Genomic DNA, 16,377 nt, shown 5'->3' on the forward strand with positions numbered 1-16,377 from the left:
CTAACCCCTGTGTCGGAGGTCCAGCACGTCGGGGGGCGGCGCGGGCTTGCGGGTCAGGGGCACGCGCTTCAGCCAGAGTTTCAGCGCCTCCCAATGGATGGCGGCCACGACCTTCAGCGTCAGCAGGGGCATGGCCAGGGCGGCGGCGATCAGGGCGCGGTCGGACATCGGCCGACGCGCGCCGCTCATGCTGGTGGCGATCAGCAGGCCCTCGCTGTCCGAGCCGTTGATGACCAGGCCCAGGGTGTCGCCCGGCGTCTGACCCTGGAAGTCATAGGTCATGCCCATGGCCATGAAGGGCGAGACATACAGGCGCTTGTCGGTCTGTTGCCGGAACCGGCCGGCCTGGGCGTCGGCCGCCAGGACGGGCAGGACATAGGACCGCCGCTCGCCGAAGGTGCTGGTGACCTCATAGACCATGGCGGCCAGCCGCCCGTCTTCATGATGGCAGTAGTAGAGGCTGATCGGGTTGAAGACGAAGCCGAGGACGCGCGGCATGGTCAGAAGACGGATCGCGCCCTGACCGACATCCACCCCGACCTCGGCCAGCCGCGTCTCGATCTGGGCCCGCAGCGGACGGTCCGAGCCGTCGCCGTGGTCCCGGTCGTGGAAGGACAGCAGGTTGAACCGGTTGCGTGAAAAGGTCTTCAGCCGGCCGTGCAAGGCGTCGATCTCGGCCAGGTCCAGCATCAGCCAGAAGACGCGGTAGTTCAGTCGGTGCGGCGTCGGCCGCAGACGGGCGTGAAACACCTTGCCGACATAGAGGGCCGAGCCTGTCACGCCGCCGGTTCCATCTGGACCGGGGGTGAGGACAGATGGATGCGGCCGCTCTCGTTCTCGACGGTCCAGGGACGACGCACCCCGCCCAGTTGTTCGGCCACCGCCAGACCGGACTGAAGCCCGTCCTCATGGAAGCCTGCCCCGAAATGGGCGCCGCAGAACCAGACGCCGCCCTGGCCCTGCAGGCTCCACAGCGACTTCTGCGCCTTGATGGCGGCGGGGTCGAAGATCGGGTGCTCGTACACTTCGCTGCGCAACAGGGTTCCGGCGGCCGGTGGGCGCGGCGGGTTCAGGGTGACGAACAGGTCCTGGCCCGGCAGGCCCTGGAGCCTGTTCATCCAGTAGGTGACGCACAGGCCGCCGTCCGCGCCGATATAGTTCCACGAGGCCCAGGCCCGCCGGCGCCGGGGCATCAGGCCTGCGTCGGTGTGCAGGATGGTCAGGTTGCGGCTGTAGCGGAAGGCGCCCAGCAGATCGCGCTCCTGCGCCGTGGGCTCCGCCAGCATGGCCAGGGCCTGGTCGGCGTGGGCGCCGATGACGACATGGTCGAACCGCTCCCGGGCGCCGGTGGTGTCATGAACCACGACGCCGCCGTCGATGCGCTGGACCTGGTCCACCCCGCGCCGGAGCCGGACTGCGTCGCCCTTTCGCCCGGCCCCGACCTGACGGGCCAGTTCCTCGACATAGGCCCGGCTGCCGCCGACGACGGTGCGCCACAGGGGCCGGCCGACCAGTTTCAGCAGGCCGTGGTTGCCGCAGAAGCGCAGGAAGGATTCCGCCGGATAATCCATCAGCGTATGGGCCGGCGACGACCAGATGGCGGCGGCCATCGGCAGCAGATGGTCGTCGCGGAAGGCCTCGCTGAAGCCCTCGCGCTTCAGATACTGGCCCAGGGTCACGTCGCTGTCGCCCAGGGCGGCCATGCCGCCGGGGGCCGAGCGATAGAAGCGCAGGATCTCCTTCAGCATCGACCAGAAGCGCGGGCGGAACAGGTTGCGGCGCTGGGCGAACAGGGCGGGGGCCGCATATTCGAACCGGCCCTGATCCAGGGAGACGGCGAAGGACATGTCGGTGGCCCGCGTCTCGAGCCCCAGATGGGCGAACAGGGCGATCAGGTTCGGATAGGTGGCGTCGTTGAAGACGATGAAGCCGGTGTCCACCGCCGTCTCGCCGGTCGGGGCGCGGACATCGACGGTGTTGGAATGGCCCCCCAGGCGGTCGTCGCGTTCGTAGATCGTCACATCGTGGCGCTTCGACAGCAGCCAGGCGCTGGACAGGGCGGCGATCCCCGAGCCCACGACGGCGATCCGCAGGCGCGGACCGGTCTCGCTGGGAGGGGACGACAAGGGCATAAAGACTCCGAACGACGGGCGACAGGTGGCGAAGATACGCGCCCAGTACGCGGCCGGATCACGAAATGATCCAGACTTTCGTCAGAACCGTACTAGGTTCCATGTATGGACAGGTTTCAACCTATCAGCGGATTCGGCCACCCGTGACGGCTGTGGGCGGCGAGCATGACCGGCTGATCGAGGCGGTGGCGTTACGGCGCGACCGCGAGGCTTTCGCGCGCCTGTTCGAACATTTCGCGCCGCGTCTGAAGGCCTATCTGATGAAGGCCGGGGCGCCTGCGGGGGCGGCCGAGGACTTCGCCCAGGACGCCATGCTGACCGTGTGGCGCAAGGCGGAACTGTTCGACAGCTCCAAGGCCCGGGCCGCGACCTGGATCTTCACCATCGCCCGCAACCGGCGCCTGGACGTGCTGCGCCAGGACGCGCGGCGCACCCCGATGCCCGAGATCGAACTGTCGCAGGAAGAGCCGGAACGGCCGGACCAGGTCGTGCTGATGGCCGAGGATGCGGCGCGGCTGAAGACGGCCATGGCGCGGCTGACGGCGGATCAGATCGAGGTCCTTCGTCTGGCCTTCTTCCAGGACAATCCCCATTCCGAAATCGCCCGGCGGCTGGACCTGCCGCTGGGCACAGTGAAATCCCGAATACGCAAGGCCATGATCAAACTGCGCACCCTGTTGGACGACGCCGGAGGCGAGGCATGACCGGCGGTCACAACCCCTCCGAAGAACGGCTTCTGGCCTATGCGGCCGGCACCCTCAGCCCGCCCGAGGCCGTGGTGGTCGCCGCCCATCTGGCGATGCGGCCGCAGAACGACGCCTGGGTCCGCACGCTTCAGTCCGTGGGCGGCGAGTTGCTGGACGATCTGGAGCCCGAGCCGATGCCGGACGACGCCCTGGCGCGCGTCCTGGCGCGGGCCGAGGCCGACGCCGGACAGGTTCTGGCCTCCACGCCGTTGAACGATATGGTCGGCCTGCCTGAGCCCCTGCGCCGGTACGCGCTGGGACCGTGGCGATGGCTGGGACCAGGCATGCGCGCCCGCGACGTCCATGCGCCGCGCGACGGCGACTGCCGCGTCATCCTGCTGGAAATCGGGCCGGGCCGCGAGACGCCGCGCCATACCCATGGCGGGATCGAACTGACCTGCGTCATCCACGGCGCCTACGCCACCGAAACCGCCCGGTTCGACGTCGGCGACTTCGAGGAGGCGGACGGCGAGGTGCTGCACCAACCGCGCGTGGTCTCGCCCGATCCCTGCCTGTGCGTGGTGGCCCTGGACGGTCAGATCGAGTTGGACGGCTGGCTGGGCAAGCTGATGCAGCCGTTCATCAAGCTGTAGGCGAGACCAAGCCTGACCGTCATTCAAACCTCGTCACAAGGACGAATGACGACCTTTGGCGGCGGCTGTTGTGAAGCGGAGGGGAAGCCCTGCGGGTCGTCCCAAAGAGAGAGCGCGGCCCCTTCGGACCGCGCTCCCATGGAAATTACCGAGACGGCGTTCAGCCGCGACGGTGGTTCCAATCGTGGCGCTCGTTGCGAATCTGGGCCGAGAGACGGTTGAAGCGACGGTCCAGGTCGGTGCGTTCCCAGGCGGTCAGGCCGCCGCGACGATAGTGGGCCTCAAGCCGCAGCAGGCCGTTGAACTCGCCCCGCAGACGGGTGGCCTCGCGGCGGCTGAGCTGGCCGGAACGGACGCCCTGGTCGATGCGGCGGTCCAGATTGGCCTGGCGGGCGTTGATCGACGACCAGTGTCCGTAGCCCGCATGATGGACAGGCGGTCGGGCGTGATGGGACGGGCCATAGGACTGGGCGGCGGCGGGCAGGGCGGCCGAGGCGGCGGCGGCGGCGAGGATGAGGGCGGGCAGGAAGACTTTCTTGTTCAGCATCGGATCGTTCCTTCTGGTGCGGGGCGCCCCGGCGGGGGCTGCGATGTCCCCAGAAAGCCATCTCCAGCCTGAGCCCGATCTGAACGCCGCGTTTCAGTCACCGTTCATCTTTTCGGCGCAGGAAGACCCGTTCGCGCGATCTCTGTTATAGATGCGACGGACGTGCGGCTTTTCGGCCGTATCGCCCGTTTCCAAACACCCCGTTCAGCGGCTGTTCAGAGCCGGCCCCGTAGAAGCGACTTCATGAACCGCACCCGCGCCCTCCTGATCGCCGCCCTGATGGCCCTGGTCCCCGCGACCCAGGCCCTGGCGCAGTCGCGCGACCAGGACCGAGAGCGTCCGCAACAGGATCAGCGTCGCGACGCCCCCTCGCGCGATCGACCCTCGGCCGATGGGCCGCGCGCCGATCTGGGGGCTGTGGTGCGTCGGGTCGGGGCCGGTCGCGACGGGCGGATGCTGGGCGTCAGCCCGCGCGGCGACACGGTGGTGGTGCGCTGGGAATATCCCGGCGGGCGGGTCGCTGATATTCGCGTGGACGCCCGCTCGGGCCGCGTGGTGGGAGAAGACTGAAGATGCGTGTCCTGCTGGTTGAAGACGACGCCGACCTGTCGCGTCAGCTGAAGGGCGCCCTGGCCGACGCCGGATATGCGGTGGACCACGCCGCCGACGGCGAAGAGGCCTGGTTCCTGGGCGACACCGAACCCTATGACGTGATCGTGCTGGACCTGGGCCTGCCCAAGATCGACGGGGTCTCCGTGCTGGAGCGCTGGCGGCGCGAGGGCAAGGCGACGCCGGTCCTGATCCTGACCGCGCGCGGCGCCTGGTCGGACAAGGTGTCGGGCTTCGACGCCGGGGCCGACGACTATCTGACCAAACCCTTCCATACCGAAGAACTGCTGGCGCGGCTGCGCGCCCTGCTGCGGCGCTCGGCCGGCATCGCTTCGGCCACCCTGTCGTGCGGCGGCCTGCGTCTGGATCCGCGCGCGGCCCGGGCCAATGTCAACGGCGAGCCCCTGCGCCTGACCTCGCTGGAGTACCGGCTGCTGCACTATATGATGATGCACCAGGGCCGGGTCATCAGCCGCACGGAGCTGGTCGAACATCTGTACGATCAGGATTTCGATCGGGATTCCAACACCATCGAGGTCTTCATCGGCCGGCTGCGCAAGAAGATCGGATCCGACCGGATCGAGACCGTGCGCGGCCTGGGCTATCGCCTGGCGCCCCTGACGGGCGAGTCCGAGGCGGCGTGATCACGCCGCAATGACCGAAGCGGGGGCTGGGGCGCGGCGGACGCCGCCCGGCGGCTGGGGCCGCTGGTTCGGGCGGCCGGGCAGGTCGCTGACGCGGCGGCTGATCTGGCTGGCCGCCGGCTGGATTCTGCTGGCCCTGGTGGCGACCGGCTTCGTCCTGACCAACCAGTTCCAGGAATCGGCCCTGCGCCGCCTGGGAAACGTGCTGAGCGAGACCACCGACGAACTGGTGGTGCGCACGGTGACGGCGAGCGGCAAGGTTCTGACGCCCCAGATCATGGACGCCCCCACCCTGCGGGTGTTTTCGGGCAAGTACTGGATGACGGCCGAGCCGACCCTGGCCGGAGGCCTGCGGATCATCACCCGCTCGGACTCGCTGTACGGCGAGGACCTGACGGTGCCGGCGGACCTGCCGGGTCGGCTGGACGACGCCTACGGCCAGACCATCACCTATAACGCCACAGGTCCTGCGGGCGAGCCGCTACGGGTGGCGGCCAGCATGAAGTCCCTGCCGGGACGGACCACGCCGGTGGTCTTCTTCGCGGCCATCGACCGGTCCAACGTCGACGTGGACACCCGGCAGTTCGCCACCCTGACCTGGGTCGCCCTGCTGATCCTGGGCTTCATCCTGGTGTCGGCGGTCTTCATTCAGGTTCAGGTCGGCTTGCGGCCCCTGTATGATCTGCGCAACGAGATCGCGGCCGTGCGCCACGGCCAGGCGGCGCGGATCGAACGGTCCTATCCGCTGGAGATCCAGCCCCTGGCCGAACAGGTCAACCGGCTGCTGGCCCATAACCAGGAGGTGGTCGAGCGCCAGCGGACCCATGTCGGCAACCTGGCCCATGCGCTGAAGACCCCGATCTCGGTCATGCTGGCCGAGGCCGGGACCGCCGAGGGCGCCCTGCCCGAACTGGTGCGGCGCCAGACCCGGGTGATGCAGGGCCAGGTCGACCACCATCTGCGCCGCGCCCGCGCCGCCGCCCGCGCCGCCCACGGCCTGGGCGAGACCACGCCGGTGCCCGAGGTGCTGGACGAGCTGGCGGTCATGATCGAACAGGTCTTCCGCGACAAGGGCTCCGAGATCGACTGGCGCGCGCCCGACGACCTGGCCTTCCTGGGCGAGCGGCAGGACCTGCAGGAGATCCTGGGCAATCTGATCGAGAACGCGGCCAAGTTCAGCACCCGCCGCGTCCGCGTCTCGGCCGGGGAGAACGGCCTGGGCCAGATGGTGGTGGTGGTCGAGGACGACGGCCCCGGCCTGCCCGCCGACCAGCGCGAGACGGTGATGAAGCGCGGCGCCCGGCTGGACGAGAGCGCGCCCGGCTCGGGCCTGGGCCTGTCGATCGTCGAGGACCTGACGCGCGCCTACGGCGGGCGGCTGACCCTGGGCGACAGCGACATGGGCGGGCTGAAGGTCGTGCTGGAGCTGCCGGCGGCTCACGCCGCGCGCGCCTGAGCGCGGGAGCCATCGGCGGGCGGGGGCGTTGAACCGCTCCGCCGCGCTGGAGCCGCCATGTTCGCCCGTCTTCGTCACGCCGCCGCCGCCCTGGGCGAGGCCGTCCGCAGCCGTATCCCCGCCACGCGCCGCATCCCCAAGCTGACGACCCTGATCGAGGGGGCGGCGCGGGTCGGCTATGGGGCCCGGGGCTTCGTCTATCTGTCGGCGGGGGCGCTGACCCTGCTGGCGGCGACCGACAGGATCGGCGACGCGGTGGGCGCGGGCGGGGCGGCGGGGTGGCTGGCGGAGCAGCCGTTCGGGCGGGTCTGGCTGGTGCTGCTGGGGCTGGGCCTGTGGGCCTTCGTCGGCTGGCGCGTGCTGCAGGCCCTGTTCGACGCCGACCATGAGGGAACCGACCTGAAGGGCTGGGCCACGCGGGCGGGTCAGGCGGCCAGCGGCCTGTTCTACGGCCTGCTGGCGGCGGGGGTGTTCGAGTATCTGGACGAGGCGGGGGAGGCGACCAGCCAGGCGGCGGAACGGGCCGAGAGCGTCGCCGAGAACCAGGAGAAGGCGGCCTGGATCCTGGACCTGCCGTTCGGCGGCCTGCTGCTGATCGCGGCGGGGCTGGTGGTGCTGGGCGTCGGGATCGGCAACATCGTCAGGGCCTTCCGGGACGACTTCGACGCGGCCCTGGCCTGTCCCGAGGCGGTGCGCAGGCCGGCGACGGCCCTGGCGCGGGCGGGCTATGGCGCGCGGGGCTTCGCCTATCTGCCGCTGGGGACCTTCGTGGTCCTGGCGGGGCTGCACGCGCGGTCGGGCGAGGTGACGACGACGGCGGCGGCGCTGGACGCGCTGGAGGCCCAGCCCGGCGGGTCGTGGGTGCTGGGGCTGACGGCGGCGGGGCTGATGGCCTTCGGCGCCTTCGCCTTCGTGGAGGCGCGCTGGCGCAGGATCCGGCCGCCCCGGGACCTGACGCTGGGCTGAGGCCTTGGCGTCGCGCGGGGCCTTCCCATATGCTCCGCAACACATCCTGTTCCAGAAGGCCCTCGCCATGACCCAAGCCGTGCCGATGAAGACCCTGAAGATCGACTTCGTTTCCGACGTGGTCTGCCCCTGGTGCGTCGTGGGCCTGGGCGGGCTGGAGACGGCGCTGGACGCCCTCAAGGGCGAGGGGATCGGCGCCGATATTGCGTTTCAGCCCTTCGAACTGAACCCCCAGATCGCGCCCGAGGGCGAGAACATCGTCGAACACATCGGCCGCAAATACGGCGCCAGCCCGGAACAGTCGGCCGCCAACCGCGCCATGATCCGCGACCGCGCCGCCGAGGTCGGCTTCGACATGCGCATGACCGACGACAGCCGCATCTGGAACACCTTCGACGCCCACCGCCTGCTGCACTGGGCGCACGAGACCGCGCCCGAGAAGCAGAAGGCGCTGAAACAGGCCCTGTTCACGGCCCACTTCACCGACAACCGCAACCTGACCGACGCCGGCGTCCTGACCAGCGCCGCCGAGGCCGCCGGGCTGGACCGGGCCGAGGCGGGCGAGGTCCTGGCCTCGGGCCGCTACGCCCAGGCCGTGCGCGGGGCCGAGGACCTGTGGCGGTCGCGCGGCATCAGCTCGGTCCCGGCCGTGGTGGTCGAGGGCAAATATCTGATCAGCGGCGGCCAGCCGGCCCAGGTGTTCGAAGAGGCGCTGAGGAAGATCGCCTCGGAGGTGTGAGCCTCACCTCTCCATCGGCGCAGGCCGATGGGGAGGACAGGCGGCGCGTGCGCCGCCAGGAGGGGGCGACCGGGTGTGCGACAGGAATATGGGGCGTCCCGACGACCGAGTCGCCCCCTCCTGGTCGCTGACGCGACCTGTCCTCCCCATTCGCCTTCGCGAATGGGGAGGTGATGATGTCACGGCGGCCCGGTTTCAGACTCTCCCTGCGAAAAAACACCGTCTGAATCGTCTAATTCGTCTGAAATCCCGGTCGGCTCCAGGTCGTCCAGCGCGTCGATCCGGGCCATCAGGGCGTCGCGGCCGGCGTAGTCGCCGGGCTTCAGGGCGGCGGCTTCCTGGGCGATGACGCAGATCTGCTGGGCGAGGGCTTCGGCGCGCGCGGCGAGGTCGGGTTCCTTCGGGGCGGGCGGCGGCGCTTCCGGCGGCGCTTCCGGCGTGGGGGGCGCAGGCGGCGGGGCCGGCGACACGTCCCGGGCCAGGGCCGTCAGCCCCAGGTGCAGGCGCATCCAGCGCGCCGCCTCGACGGCGCGGCCGGCCTCCAGCGCGCGGTTCAGCCGCATCCGGGCCAGGTCCGCCATCCGGCCATAGTCGGCCGGGCCGTCCGCCGCCGCCTCGTCCGGGTCCAGCGGATCATAGGGGGGATCGACCTGGTCCATGCGCCGCCACCCCTTGTCCCGGGCGCGCAGGCGGAAGGTGCTGACCCCCATGCCGTAGCGGGCGCTGACCGTCTCGGCCGTGTCGCCGGCCAGATAGTCGTCGCGCGCCGCCGCCCAGGCCTGGTCCGAGGCCCGGCGATAGCCGCCGCCCCGGTCATAGGGATCGCGCACGGGCCGCCCGTCATACAGCGGCCGCGTGTCGTGCGACGCCTCATCCTGCGACGCCTCGTCCTGGGACGCCCCATCCCACGACGGCCGGCGCGGCGGATCGACGAAGTCCTCGTTGGTCAGGCGCCGGTCGAAATAGCCGCCCCCGCCGTCGCTCTCGCCATAGCCCCCGCTGTCGCCCTCGTCCCCATAGGGCCGGCGTCCCTCGATCCCATCCATACGCCCCTCCCGGGCCGATCCGCCCCTGAACGGGACCGGGGGATTATACGGCGGCGGGAAACCGTGCTGGGTTGATTGGCGCGCGAGCCGGAAAAGCTGAATATATTCAGAGGTCGGAACGACGGAATTAGGAGCGCTGAGGGGTGATCCCGCTTTTGCCGCCCCCGGCCGCCTCCCTTCCTTTCGTCATCCTCCGGGCCGCGCAGCGGAACCGGGGGACCCTTCGTCATCCTCTGGCCAAGCGAAGCTTGGACCAGGGGAGGCGCCGAAGGCGAAATGCGTCCGCCGCGCGATGTTAGACGCCCGCATCCGCGACAGGGTCCTGCTCGCGCAGGCCGCTGGGTCCCCCGGTCTGCGCCGCGAAGACGCGGCTTGCCGGAGGATGACGAAAGGGGAGGATTAGGCCCGCTTCTTCCGGGGCGCGGCCGGAACGTCGGCGGCGGTGACCAGATGCCCCTTCCAGCCGGGCGGCGGCAGGAACTTGCCGGACTGCTCCTCGCGCGTGCCGTGCTTGGCGATCCAGGCAGCGTTCTGGAGCGCTCTTTCGATCAGTTCAGGATAGTTGAGGATGCTGAACATCGGCGCAGCATAGCGGAAATCTCACTGTGCGTCCCTCTCCCGTTGGGAGAGGGAGACCGCGTCCGGGTTCACGAACCGAAACGCCTCCGCCCGCTGACGCAGGAAGCGGTTGATGAACGTGGTCTTGCCTGCCCCGTTCGGTCCGGCGAGGAGGACGAGAGTGGGCATGGGGTCGTCAGACAGCGGGTTTGACGTCGAACACGAAGTAGGTATTGGCGCCGTTGATCGGGCCGTGAAGATAGACACGGCGCACGTGAAAAGTCGTCTCGAAGGTCGCTGCGCCGAGGGCCCCGCAAACTTGAGGGAGGGTGCCAGTCAAGCCGAGTTTGGAGGCCACGTCGCCGGCGCGAATGATCACTAAAGGCTCGGACTTTTGCCGGGCCGGGGCGATATATGTGTCGAAGGCATATTGTCTGACGCGGTCTGCATCTGCCACCGTCTCCATATTCGTCTCCATATTCGTCTCCATATTCGTCTCCATAGCGGTGATTGAATTTGCCAACTGCCCCCGCCCGCTGCCGCAGGAAGCGGCTTATGAAAGTGGTCTTCCCGACGCCGTATCGGTCCGGCGAGGAGAATGACGGTGGGCACAGTGAGTTAACCGGCGTTGGCTTCGATCTCCAGTATCTTGAAGATCGATAGAACGGCAGCAATAACCAAAACTATTCCGTAAGCTAGAAGAAACATTCCTGCAAATCCTGTCGTCATATTTACAACATGTGAAATAATTGGATTTATAGACGGAAATGGTTTGCTTGAATAAATAAGCGCGGAGATCACAGAGACAATTTGAATTATAACGGCATGAGATATCGAGCTTGCCAATATTAGAAGTGGTGAGCGACCGCCGAGTTTTTCTGAAGGTGCTCGAAGTGCATTTCTCGTTTTTTCATCCAGAACGGCGAAAAAAAGAGCATACGCTGCAACCGAAAATCCGGCGAGTTGTGGCAGTATGTCTTTCGACATGTCTGGCCATTTCTCGTCTAATACAAATCTCCAGCAAAGAGCCGAGACTGTAAGGCTTATCCAGAAGTAAGCGGATTTTATTAGTGATTCAAATCCGCCATAGCTTCGGTACAGCGTCTTGATGTTCGGTATGAAGCCCGTTGTTTTACTCACGAACTTCCCGCCTTTTCATACGAATTCTGTCCATCAATCGGTTTGCCAGTTTGTAGAAAACTGCCTGAGCGGATGTGTCTGCACCGAATTTTGAGCCTTCGGTTAGAGGGGTTTCGGTGGTGCCAATTTTTGTCAAGATGCGATTCTGAACAGCTTTGGCTTCAACCTCGCCATTCTCGGCACCGATCATGGCCAACTTTCTTGTCCGTTCGTTGGGTTCCAAGTCCTTCTTGGGCAGAGACTTTATGCGTTCCTCGTACTCGCCGCCATTTTGCTCCCGAAGACGTTCCTCAATAACCTTAGCTAAATCCTCGCCGATATCGTCGCTATTAGGCGGGCGAATGACAACCGTCAGCTCCTTGAGGTGTGGGAGGTTTAGTATTCGTTCGATTTCCCCATAGTCTTTAATAACATCGACTTCGACGATACCAAATCTAGAAATTAGTAATCGATCTGTTGCAGTAGATCGCAAGAACTTTTCGAACGCTCGCGCGCTTAGTCCCTTAGAATCTGCATATATTTCAAATACAATGACGTGCTCTTTTGGTTATACCACGAAGTAAAACTGAGACAGATTGGGTCTCAAGTTCTGAGGTATCGCAATTTCGCCGACCATGTCGGGCGTTGCAGTGTCGAAAGACTCTAAATCAAACCAGTCCCCGTCGACTTCTATCTCGGTGAACTTCGCGATAATCCCCCGGCCTGCTTCCGGGTCGAAAGATTTGATCGCTAGGAATGTGTCCCCCCGGACGCGGACGCTCTTTCTTGTTCTAAAAATACTCTCGATGAGTGCAGTGTAGTTCCGGTCCATATGTTCCGGAATCCGAACATTAACCGCTGCTACCTCGACTTTGCGATCTCTTGCCAACCTGTGCTCTCCCCCGAGCTTTGCAACTACGGGGGGCAGACTGCCCTACCGCGCACGCCAAAGAAAGACCTCAGAGCAAGGTGGAACATATAGGGAACATTTATGCTTGTCTAGTCACACCTTCACCTCCACCACCCCGCCCCCGGCCCTGAACTTCGCGCTCATCTCCGCCATCCCGGCCTCCGCCTCCGCCAAGCTCGCCCCCGCATCATTCTGCGCCATCGCATCGCGGCGGATGTCCTGGCTGATCTTCATGCTGCAGAATTTCGGGCCGCACATGGAGCAGAAGTGGGCGGTCTTGTGGGCTTCCTTGGGCAGGGTGGCGTCGTGGTATTTGCGGGCGGTTTCGGGGTCTAGGCCCAGGTTGAACTGGTCCTCCCAGCGGAACTCGAACCGGGCGCGGCTCAGGGCGTCGTCGTGCAGCCGGGCGGCGGGGTGGCCCTTGGCCAGGTCGGCGGCGTGGGCGGCGATCTTGTAGGTGATGACGCCGTCCTTGACGTCCTGACGATCCGGCAGGCCCAGATGCTCCTTGGGCGTGACGTAGCAGAGCATGGCCGTGCCGAACCAGCCGATCATGGCCGCCCCGATGGCGCTGGTGATGTGGTCATAGCCGGGGGCGATGTCGGTGGTCAGCGGGCCAAGCGTATAGAAGGGCGCCTCGTGGCAGTGTTTCAGCTGCTCATCCATATTGGCCTTGATCTTGTGCATCGGCACATGGCCGGGGCCTTCGATCATGACCTGGCAGCCCTTGGCCCAGGCGATCTTGGTCAGTTCGCCCAGGGTCCGCAGCTCGGCGAACTGGGCCTCGTCATTGGCGTCGGCGATCGAGCCGGGGCGCAGACCGTCGCCCAGGCTGAAGCTGACGTCATAGGCCCGCATGATGTCGCAGATGTCCTCGAAATGCTCGTAGAGGAAGCTCTCCTTGTGGTGGGCCAGGCACCATTTGGCCATGATGGAGCCGCCGCGCGAGACGATGCCGGTGACGCGTTTCGCCGTCATCGGCACGAAGGGCAGGCGCACCCCGGCGTGGATGGTGAAATAGTCGACGCCCTGTTCCGCCTGTTCGATCAGGGTGTCGCGGAACACCTCCCACGTCAGGTCCTCGGCTATGCCGTTCACCTTCTCCAGCGCCTGATAGATGGGGACGGTGCCGATGGGGACGGACGAGTTGCGGATGATCCAGTCGCGGATGTTGTGGATGTTGCGGCCGGTCGACAGGTCCATGACATTGTCCGCGCCCCAGCGGGTGGCCCAGACCAGTTTGTCCACCTCGTCGTCCACCGACGACAGGACGGCGCTGTTGCCGATGTTGGCGTTGATCTTCACCAGGAAGTTGCGGCCGATGATCATCGGCTCGACCTCGGGGTGGTTGATGTTGTGCGGGATGATGGCGCGGCCGCGGGCGATCTCGGAGCGGACGAACTCGGGGGTGACGAAGTCGGGGATGCTGGCGCCGAAGGATTCGCCGTCGCGCTCCAGTGGCGAGTGGCGAGTGGCGAGTGGCGAGGAGGAAGAGGGGAGGGGGACGGTCGAACCGTCCGCCAGGGTGATCGTCTGGGCGGTTTCGCTCGCCACGCGCCACTTGCCACTCGCCACTTCCCTGCGCAGGTTCTCCCGGATGGCGACATATTCCATCTCGGGCGTGATGATGCCGGCCTGGGCGTATTCATACTGCGTCACCGGGCGGCCCTCGACGCCCTTGAAGACGCGGTGGTGCGAGGTGTCGAAGCGGGGGGCCAGGTTCTTGCCGCTGGCGTGGCCGTTGTCCTCGGGCTTGACCTCGCGCGGGTTCAGGACCGGGGCGATGTCGCCGCGATCCAGTTGCCACGACGACTTCACGGGCGGCAGGCCGCGCTTGATGTCGATGGTCACGGTCGGGTCGGTGTAGGGGCCGGAGCTGTCATAGATGGTCACCGGCGGCTCATTGGCCGACGGATGGACGGCGACCTCGCGGAAGGGGACGCGGATGTCGGGGTAGAGCTCGCCGGCGACATAGACCTTGCGCGATCCGGCGCGTTCGCCGGTGGGGATGGCGCCGGTCTCCTTCATCACCTGCTCGCGGGCGTCCTTGAGGGCGAGCTCGACGTTCGGCTCTTCAGGCAGGACGGGCGGGGTGACTTGGATGTTCATGGCGGCCTCAAACGGTTTGAGGTCCGCCGACGTCGGGCGCGAGGGTCCTGTAACGGGGACCGGAAAGCGTACTCATCCCTTCGCCGGCATGACCCGGATCAGGTTCGACGGGTCAGAGGAGAAACCTCTATCTCAGCCGCTCGATTGCGACCCCCCGGAGAACGAGGCTCAGGGTGACGCCGGGGGAGGCGGACGTCAAGCGGGCGCAAGCGTGGCTGGAAAAGGCGTCGGATTCGCGTGGGATAAGCGGTGAAACGGACTTGCCCGCCGGCGTCCGGAGCGTCAAACGAGGGATGTGTCTATCCAATCCCTGATCATCGATTGCGACCCCGGCGTGGATGACGCCGTGGCGCTGTTCCTGGCCTTTGCGGCGGCCGAGCCGACGCTGCTGGCCGTCACCACCGTGGGCGGCAACGTCCCCGCCCACCTGACCCAGCGCAACGCCCGGATGGTGCGCCAGATCGCCGGCCGTGAAGACGTGCCGGTGTTCGGCGGCGCCGAACGGCCGCTGAAACGACCCCCGGCGGGCGCGGGCGACTTCCACGGGCCCGAGGGGCTGGGCGACCTGGAGCCCTTCGCGCCGATCGGCATCATCGGCGACGGACCCGCCGCCAACGCCATCGTCGACCTGGTGATGAAACGCCCGGCCGGATCGGTCGCCGTCGCCGTCCTGGGGCCGATGACCAACCTGGCCCTGGCGATGAAGCGCGAACGGCGGCTGGCCGAGCATCTGGGGCCGGTCGTGGTCATGGGCGGGGCGCGGTCGGAGGGCGGCAACATCACCGCCTCGGCCGAGTTCAACATCTGGGCCGACCCGGATGCGGCGGCGGTGGTGTTCGGCTCGGGCTGCGAGGTGATCGCCTTCGGCCTGGACGCGACCCATCAGGTGCGGGCCACCGAGGCCCGGATCCGCGCCGTCGAGACGATCCGCACCGACCCGGCGCGCACCGTCGCCGCCCTGCTGCGCTTCTCGCAGCGGACCGAACGGCAGGTCGTGGGATCCGACGCCCCGCCCCTGCACGACCCCTGTCCCATCGCCTGGCTGATGAAGCCGGACCTGTTCACCCTGAAACCCTGCCGGATCGAGGTCGAGACGGGCTCGGACCTGACGCGCGGCCATACGGCGGTGGAGTTCCGCGTCGATCCCGCCACGGCGCGGCACCGCTGGGCGGTGGCGGCGGACGGGCAGGGGGTGTTCGACCTGCTGACCGAGACCCTGAAGGCCAGATGATGCGGATCACCGTCGTCGGCTCGATCAACCTGGACCTGGTCGCGACGGCGCCCCGGCTGCCGGCGCCGGGCGAGACGGTGACGGGGGCCAGTCTGGCCCGCTATCCGGGCGGCAAGGGCGCCAACCAGGCCTACGCCGCCGAGAAACTGGGCGCCGAGGTCAGCCTGATCGGCCGAGTCGGAAACGACTCCCTGGCCGGCGAGGCCCTGGCCCTGATGTCGGACCTGGGCGTCGATCTGGCCGGGGTCGAGACGGATGTGGCGGCCCCGACGGGCGTCGCCCTGATCGCCGTCGATCCGACGGGCGAGAACCAGATCGTGGTGGCGGCCGGCGCCAATCATATGGTCACGCCGGAGCAGTTGCCGCAGCGGATCGAGGGCGCCCTGATCGTCCAGCTGGAGCTGCCGGTCGAGACGGTCGAGGCGGCGGTGGGCCGAGCCACAGGCTTCGTCTGCGCCAATCTGGCCCCCGCCCAGCCGGTGTCGGAAATGCTGCTGCGCCGCGCCGACCTGATCGTCGTCAACGAGACCGAGGCCGCCTTCTATGGCGACGGCCTGCACCGCGGCGGCGGCCGGGTGGTGGTCACCAAGGGCGCCAGGGGCGCGGCGATGTATCAGCGCGGCGTCGAAATGGCCTGGGCGACCCCGCCGACCGTCGAGGCGGTCGACGCCACCGGCGCCGGCGACGCCTTCGTCGCCGCCATCACCGTGGCCCTGCTGGAAGGCATGGAGCCGACGCAGGCCCTGCGCTTCGCCTGTGCGGCGGGGGCCTTTGCGGCGACGCGGCCCGGCGCCCAGCCGTCGGCGCCGGAGCGGCATGAGGTCGAGGCGCTGCTGGCGGGTCAGTAGCCTCGTCGCGCCCAAGCTGTACTGTACTGGGTGTAACGTTATTGACACAAATCGGTCCAAGTCGGTCTGTGGCCTATTGCAGTCGGTAAATAATACGGCACGGTGGCTCCCAGGATTTTGAGGG

17 protein-coding genes, 1 pseudogene and 1 riboswitch are annotated in these 16,377 nt (G+C 67.3%); of the genes and pseudogenes, 9 read left to right on the forward strand and 9 right to left on the reverse strand.

All coding sequences use genetic code 11. The annotated features are described in order from the left end of the window. A complete protein-coding gene (locus tag AC07NC_RS07770) occupies positions 1-780 on the reverse strand; it encodes a DUF1365 domain-containing protein (RefSeq protein WP_494569150.1) in 780 nt (259 codons plus the stop codon). After that, a complete protein-coding gene (locus AC07NC_RS07775) occupies positions 777-2,132 on the reverse strand; it encodes an NAD(P)/FAD-dependent oxidoreductase (RefSeq protein ID WP_494569151.1) in 1,356 nt (451 codons plus the stop codon). Before AC07NC_RS07775 ends, AC07NC_RS07770 begins: the two co-directional genes overlap by 4 nt. A gap of 65 nt (positions 2,133-2,197) precedes the next feature. Between AC07NC_RS07775 and AC07NC_RS07780 the strand changes: the two genes are divergently transcribed. Together AC07NC_RS07780 and chrR are read left to right on the forward strand one after the other, a co-directional pair. Further along, a complete protein-coding gene (locus AC07NC_RS07780; RefSeq protein ID WP_494569152.1) occupies positions 2,198-2,836 on the forward strand; it encodes a sigma-70 family RNA polymerase sigma factor in 639 nt (212 codons plus the stop codon). Then, positions 2,833-3,471 carry a cadmium/peroxide/UV radiation responsive anti-sigma factor ChrR gene (gene chrR, locus AC07NC_RS07785; protein ID WP_494569153.1) on the forward strand — a complete coding sequence of 213 codons (639 nt, stop codon included), beginning with the start codon at positions 2,833-2,835 and terminating at the stop codon, positions 3,469-3,471. The genes AC07NC_RS07780 and chrR overlap by 4 nt, the downstream gene beginning before the upstream one ends. Before the next feature lie 160 nt (positions 3,472-3,631). Here chrR and AC07NC_RS07790 read toward each other — a convergent pair whose 3' ends face one another. Further along, a complete protein-coding gene (locus tag AC07NC_RS07790; RefSeq protein WP_494569154.1) occupies positions 3,632-4,018 on the reverse strand; it encodes a hypothetical protein in 387 nt (128 codons plus the stop codon). 243 nt (positions 4,019-4,261) lie between these two features. Here AC07NC_RS07790 and AC07NC_RS07795 point away from each other — a divergent pair, with 243 nt between their 5' ends. The 5 genes from AC07NC_RS07795 to AC07NC_RS07815 all read left to right on the forward strand — a co-directional run bounded on the left by AC07NC_RS07795 (position 4,262) and on the right by AC07NC_RS07815 (position 8,432). Further along, positions 4,262-4,588 (forward strand): hypothetical protein, encoded by a 327-nt coding sequence (locus AC07NC_RS07795; RefSeq protein ID WP_008259736.1) that lies wholly within the window; start codon positions 4,262-4,264, stop codon positions 4,586-4,588. Positions 4,589-4,590: 2 nt separating this feature from the next. Next, positions 4,591-5,271 (forward strand): response regulator transcription factor, encoded by a 681-nt coding sequence (locus AC07NC_RS07800; RefSeq protein WP_008263586.1) that lies wholly within the window; start codon positions 4,591-4,593, stop codon positions 5,269-5,271. A 10-nt stretch (positions 5,272-5,281) separates the two neighbouring features. Continuing rightward, entirely contained in the window at positions 5,282-6,727 is a 1,446-nt protein-coding gene (locus tag AC07NC_RS07805) for a sensor histidine kinase (protein WP_494569155.1), read from the forward strand. A 57-nt stretch (positions 6,728-6,784) separates the two neighbouring features. Next, entirely contained in the window at positions 6,785-7,693 is a 909-nt protein-coding gene (locus tag AC07NC_RS07810; RefSeq protein ID WP_494569156.1) for a DUF1206 domain-containing protein, read from the forward strand. Between the two features lie 67 nt (positions 7,694-7,760). Then, positions 7,761-8,432 carry a DsbA family oxidoreductase gene (locus tag AC07NC_RS07815; protein ID WP_494569157.1) on the forward strand — a complete coding sequence of 224 codons (672 nt, stop codon included), beginning with the start codon at positions 7,761-7,763 and terminating at the stop codon, positions 8,430-8,432. Positions 8,433-8,611: 179 nt separating this feature from the next. Here the strand turns inward: AC07NC_RS07815 and AC07NC_RS07820 are convergent, their stop codons facing one another. From AC07NC_RS07820 to thiC, 6 genes and pseudogenes are all read right to left on the reverse strand, one after another. Beyond that, positions 8,612-9,478: a hypothetical protein gene (locus tag AC07NC_RS07820; RefSeq protein WP_494569158.1), complete on the reverse strand. Its 867-nt coding sequence runs from the start codon at positions 9,476-9,478 to the stop codon at positions 8,612-8,614. A gap of 399 nt (positions 9,479-9,877) precedes the next feature. Next, positions 9,878-10,057 carry a hypothetical protein gene (locus AC07NC_RS07825; RefSeq protein WP_494569159.1) on the reverse strand — a complete coding sequence of 60 codons (180 nt, stop codon included), beginning with the start codon at positions 10,055-10,057 and terminating at the stop codon, positions 9,878-9,880. A 175-nt stretch (positions 10,058-10,232) separates the two neighbouring features. Further along, positions 10,233-10,526 carry a hypothetical protein gene (locus tag AC07NC_RS07830; protein ID WP_494569160.1) on the reverse strand — a complete coding sequence of 98 codons (294 nt, stop codon included), beginning with the start codon at positions 10,524-10,526 and terminating at the stop codon, positions 10,233-10,235. Positions 10,527-10,654: 128 nt separating this feature from the next. Then, a complete protein-coding gene (locus AC07NC_RS07835; RefSeq protein WP_494569161.1) occupies positions 10,655-11,176 on the reverse strand; it encodes a hypothetical protein in 522 nt (173 codons plus the stop codon). Further along, positions 11,169-12,044, reverse strand: a pseudogene (locus AC07NC_RS07840) (DUF4747 family protein). The gene AC07NC_RS07835 and the pseudogene AC07NC_RS07840 overlap by 8 nt, the downstream one beginning before the upstream one ends. Positions 12,045-12,158: 114 nt before the next feature. After that, on the reverse strand, positions 12,159-14,174 hold the full coding sequence (gene thiC, locus AC07NC_RS07845; RefSeq protein ID WP_494569162.1) for a phosphomethylpyrimidine synthase ThiC: 2,016 nt from the start codon (positions 14,172-14,174) through the stop codon (positions 12,159-12,161). A 57-nt stretch (positions 14,175-14,231) separates the two neighbouring features. Next, a riboswitch (TPP riboswitch) is annotated at positions 14,232-14,341 on the reverse strand. Positions 14,342-14,469: 128 nt separating this feature from the next. Here thiC and AC07NC_RS07850 point away from each other — a divergent pair. Then, positions 14,470-15,405, forward strand: coding sequence for a nucleoside hydrolase (locus tag AC07NC_RS07850; protein WP_494569163.1), 936 nt, complete (start codon positions 14,470-14,472; stop codon positions 15,403-15,405). After that, positions 15,402-16,253 (forward strand): ribokinase, encoded by an 852-nt coding sequence (locus tag AC07NC_RS07855; protein ID WP_494569164.1) that lies wholly within the window; start codon positions 15,402-15,404, stop codon positions 16,251-16,253. The genes AC07NC_RS07850 and AC07NC_RS07855 overlap by 4 nt, the downstream gene beginning before the upstream one ends. Positions 16,254-16,377: the final 124 nt, after the last annotated feature.

Source organism: Brevundimonas sp. GW821-FHT10A07 (genome assembly GCF_059415785.1).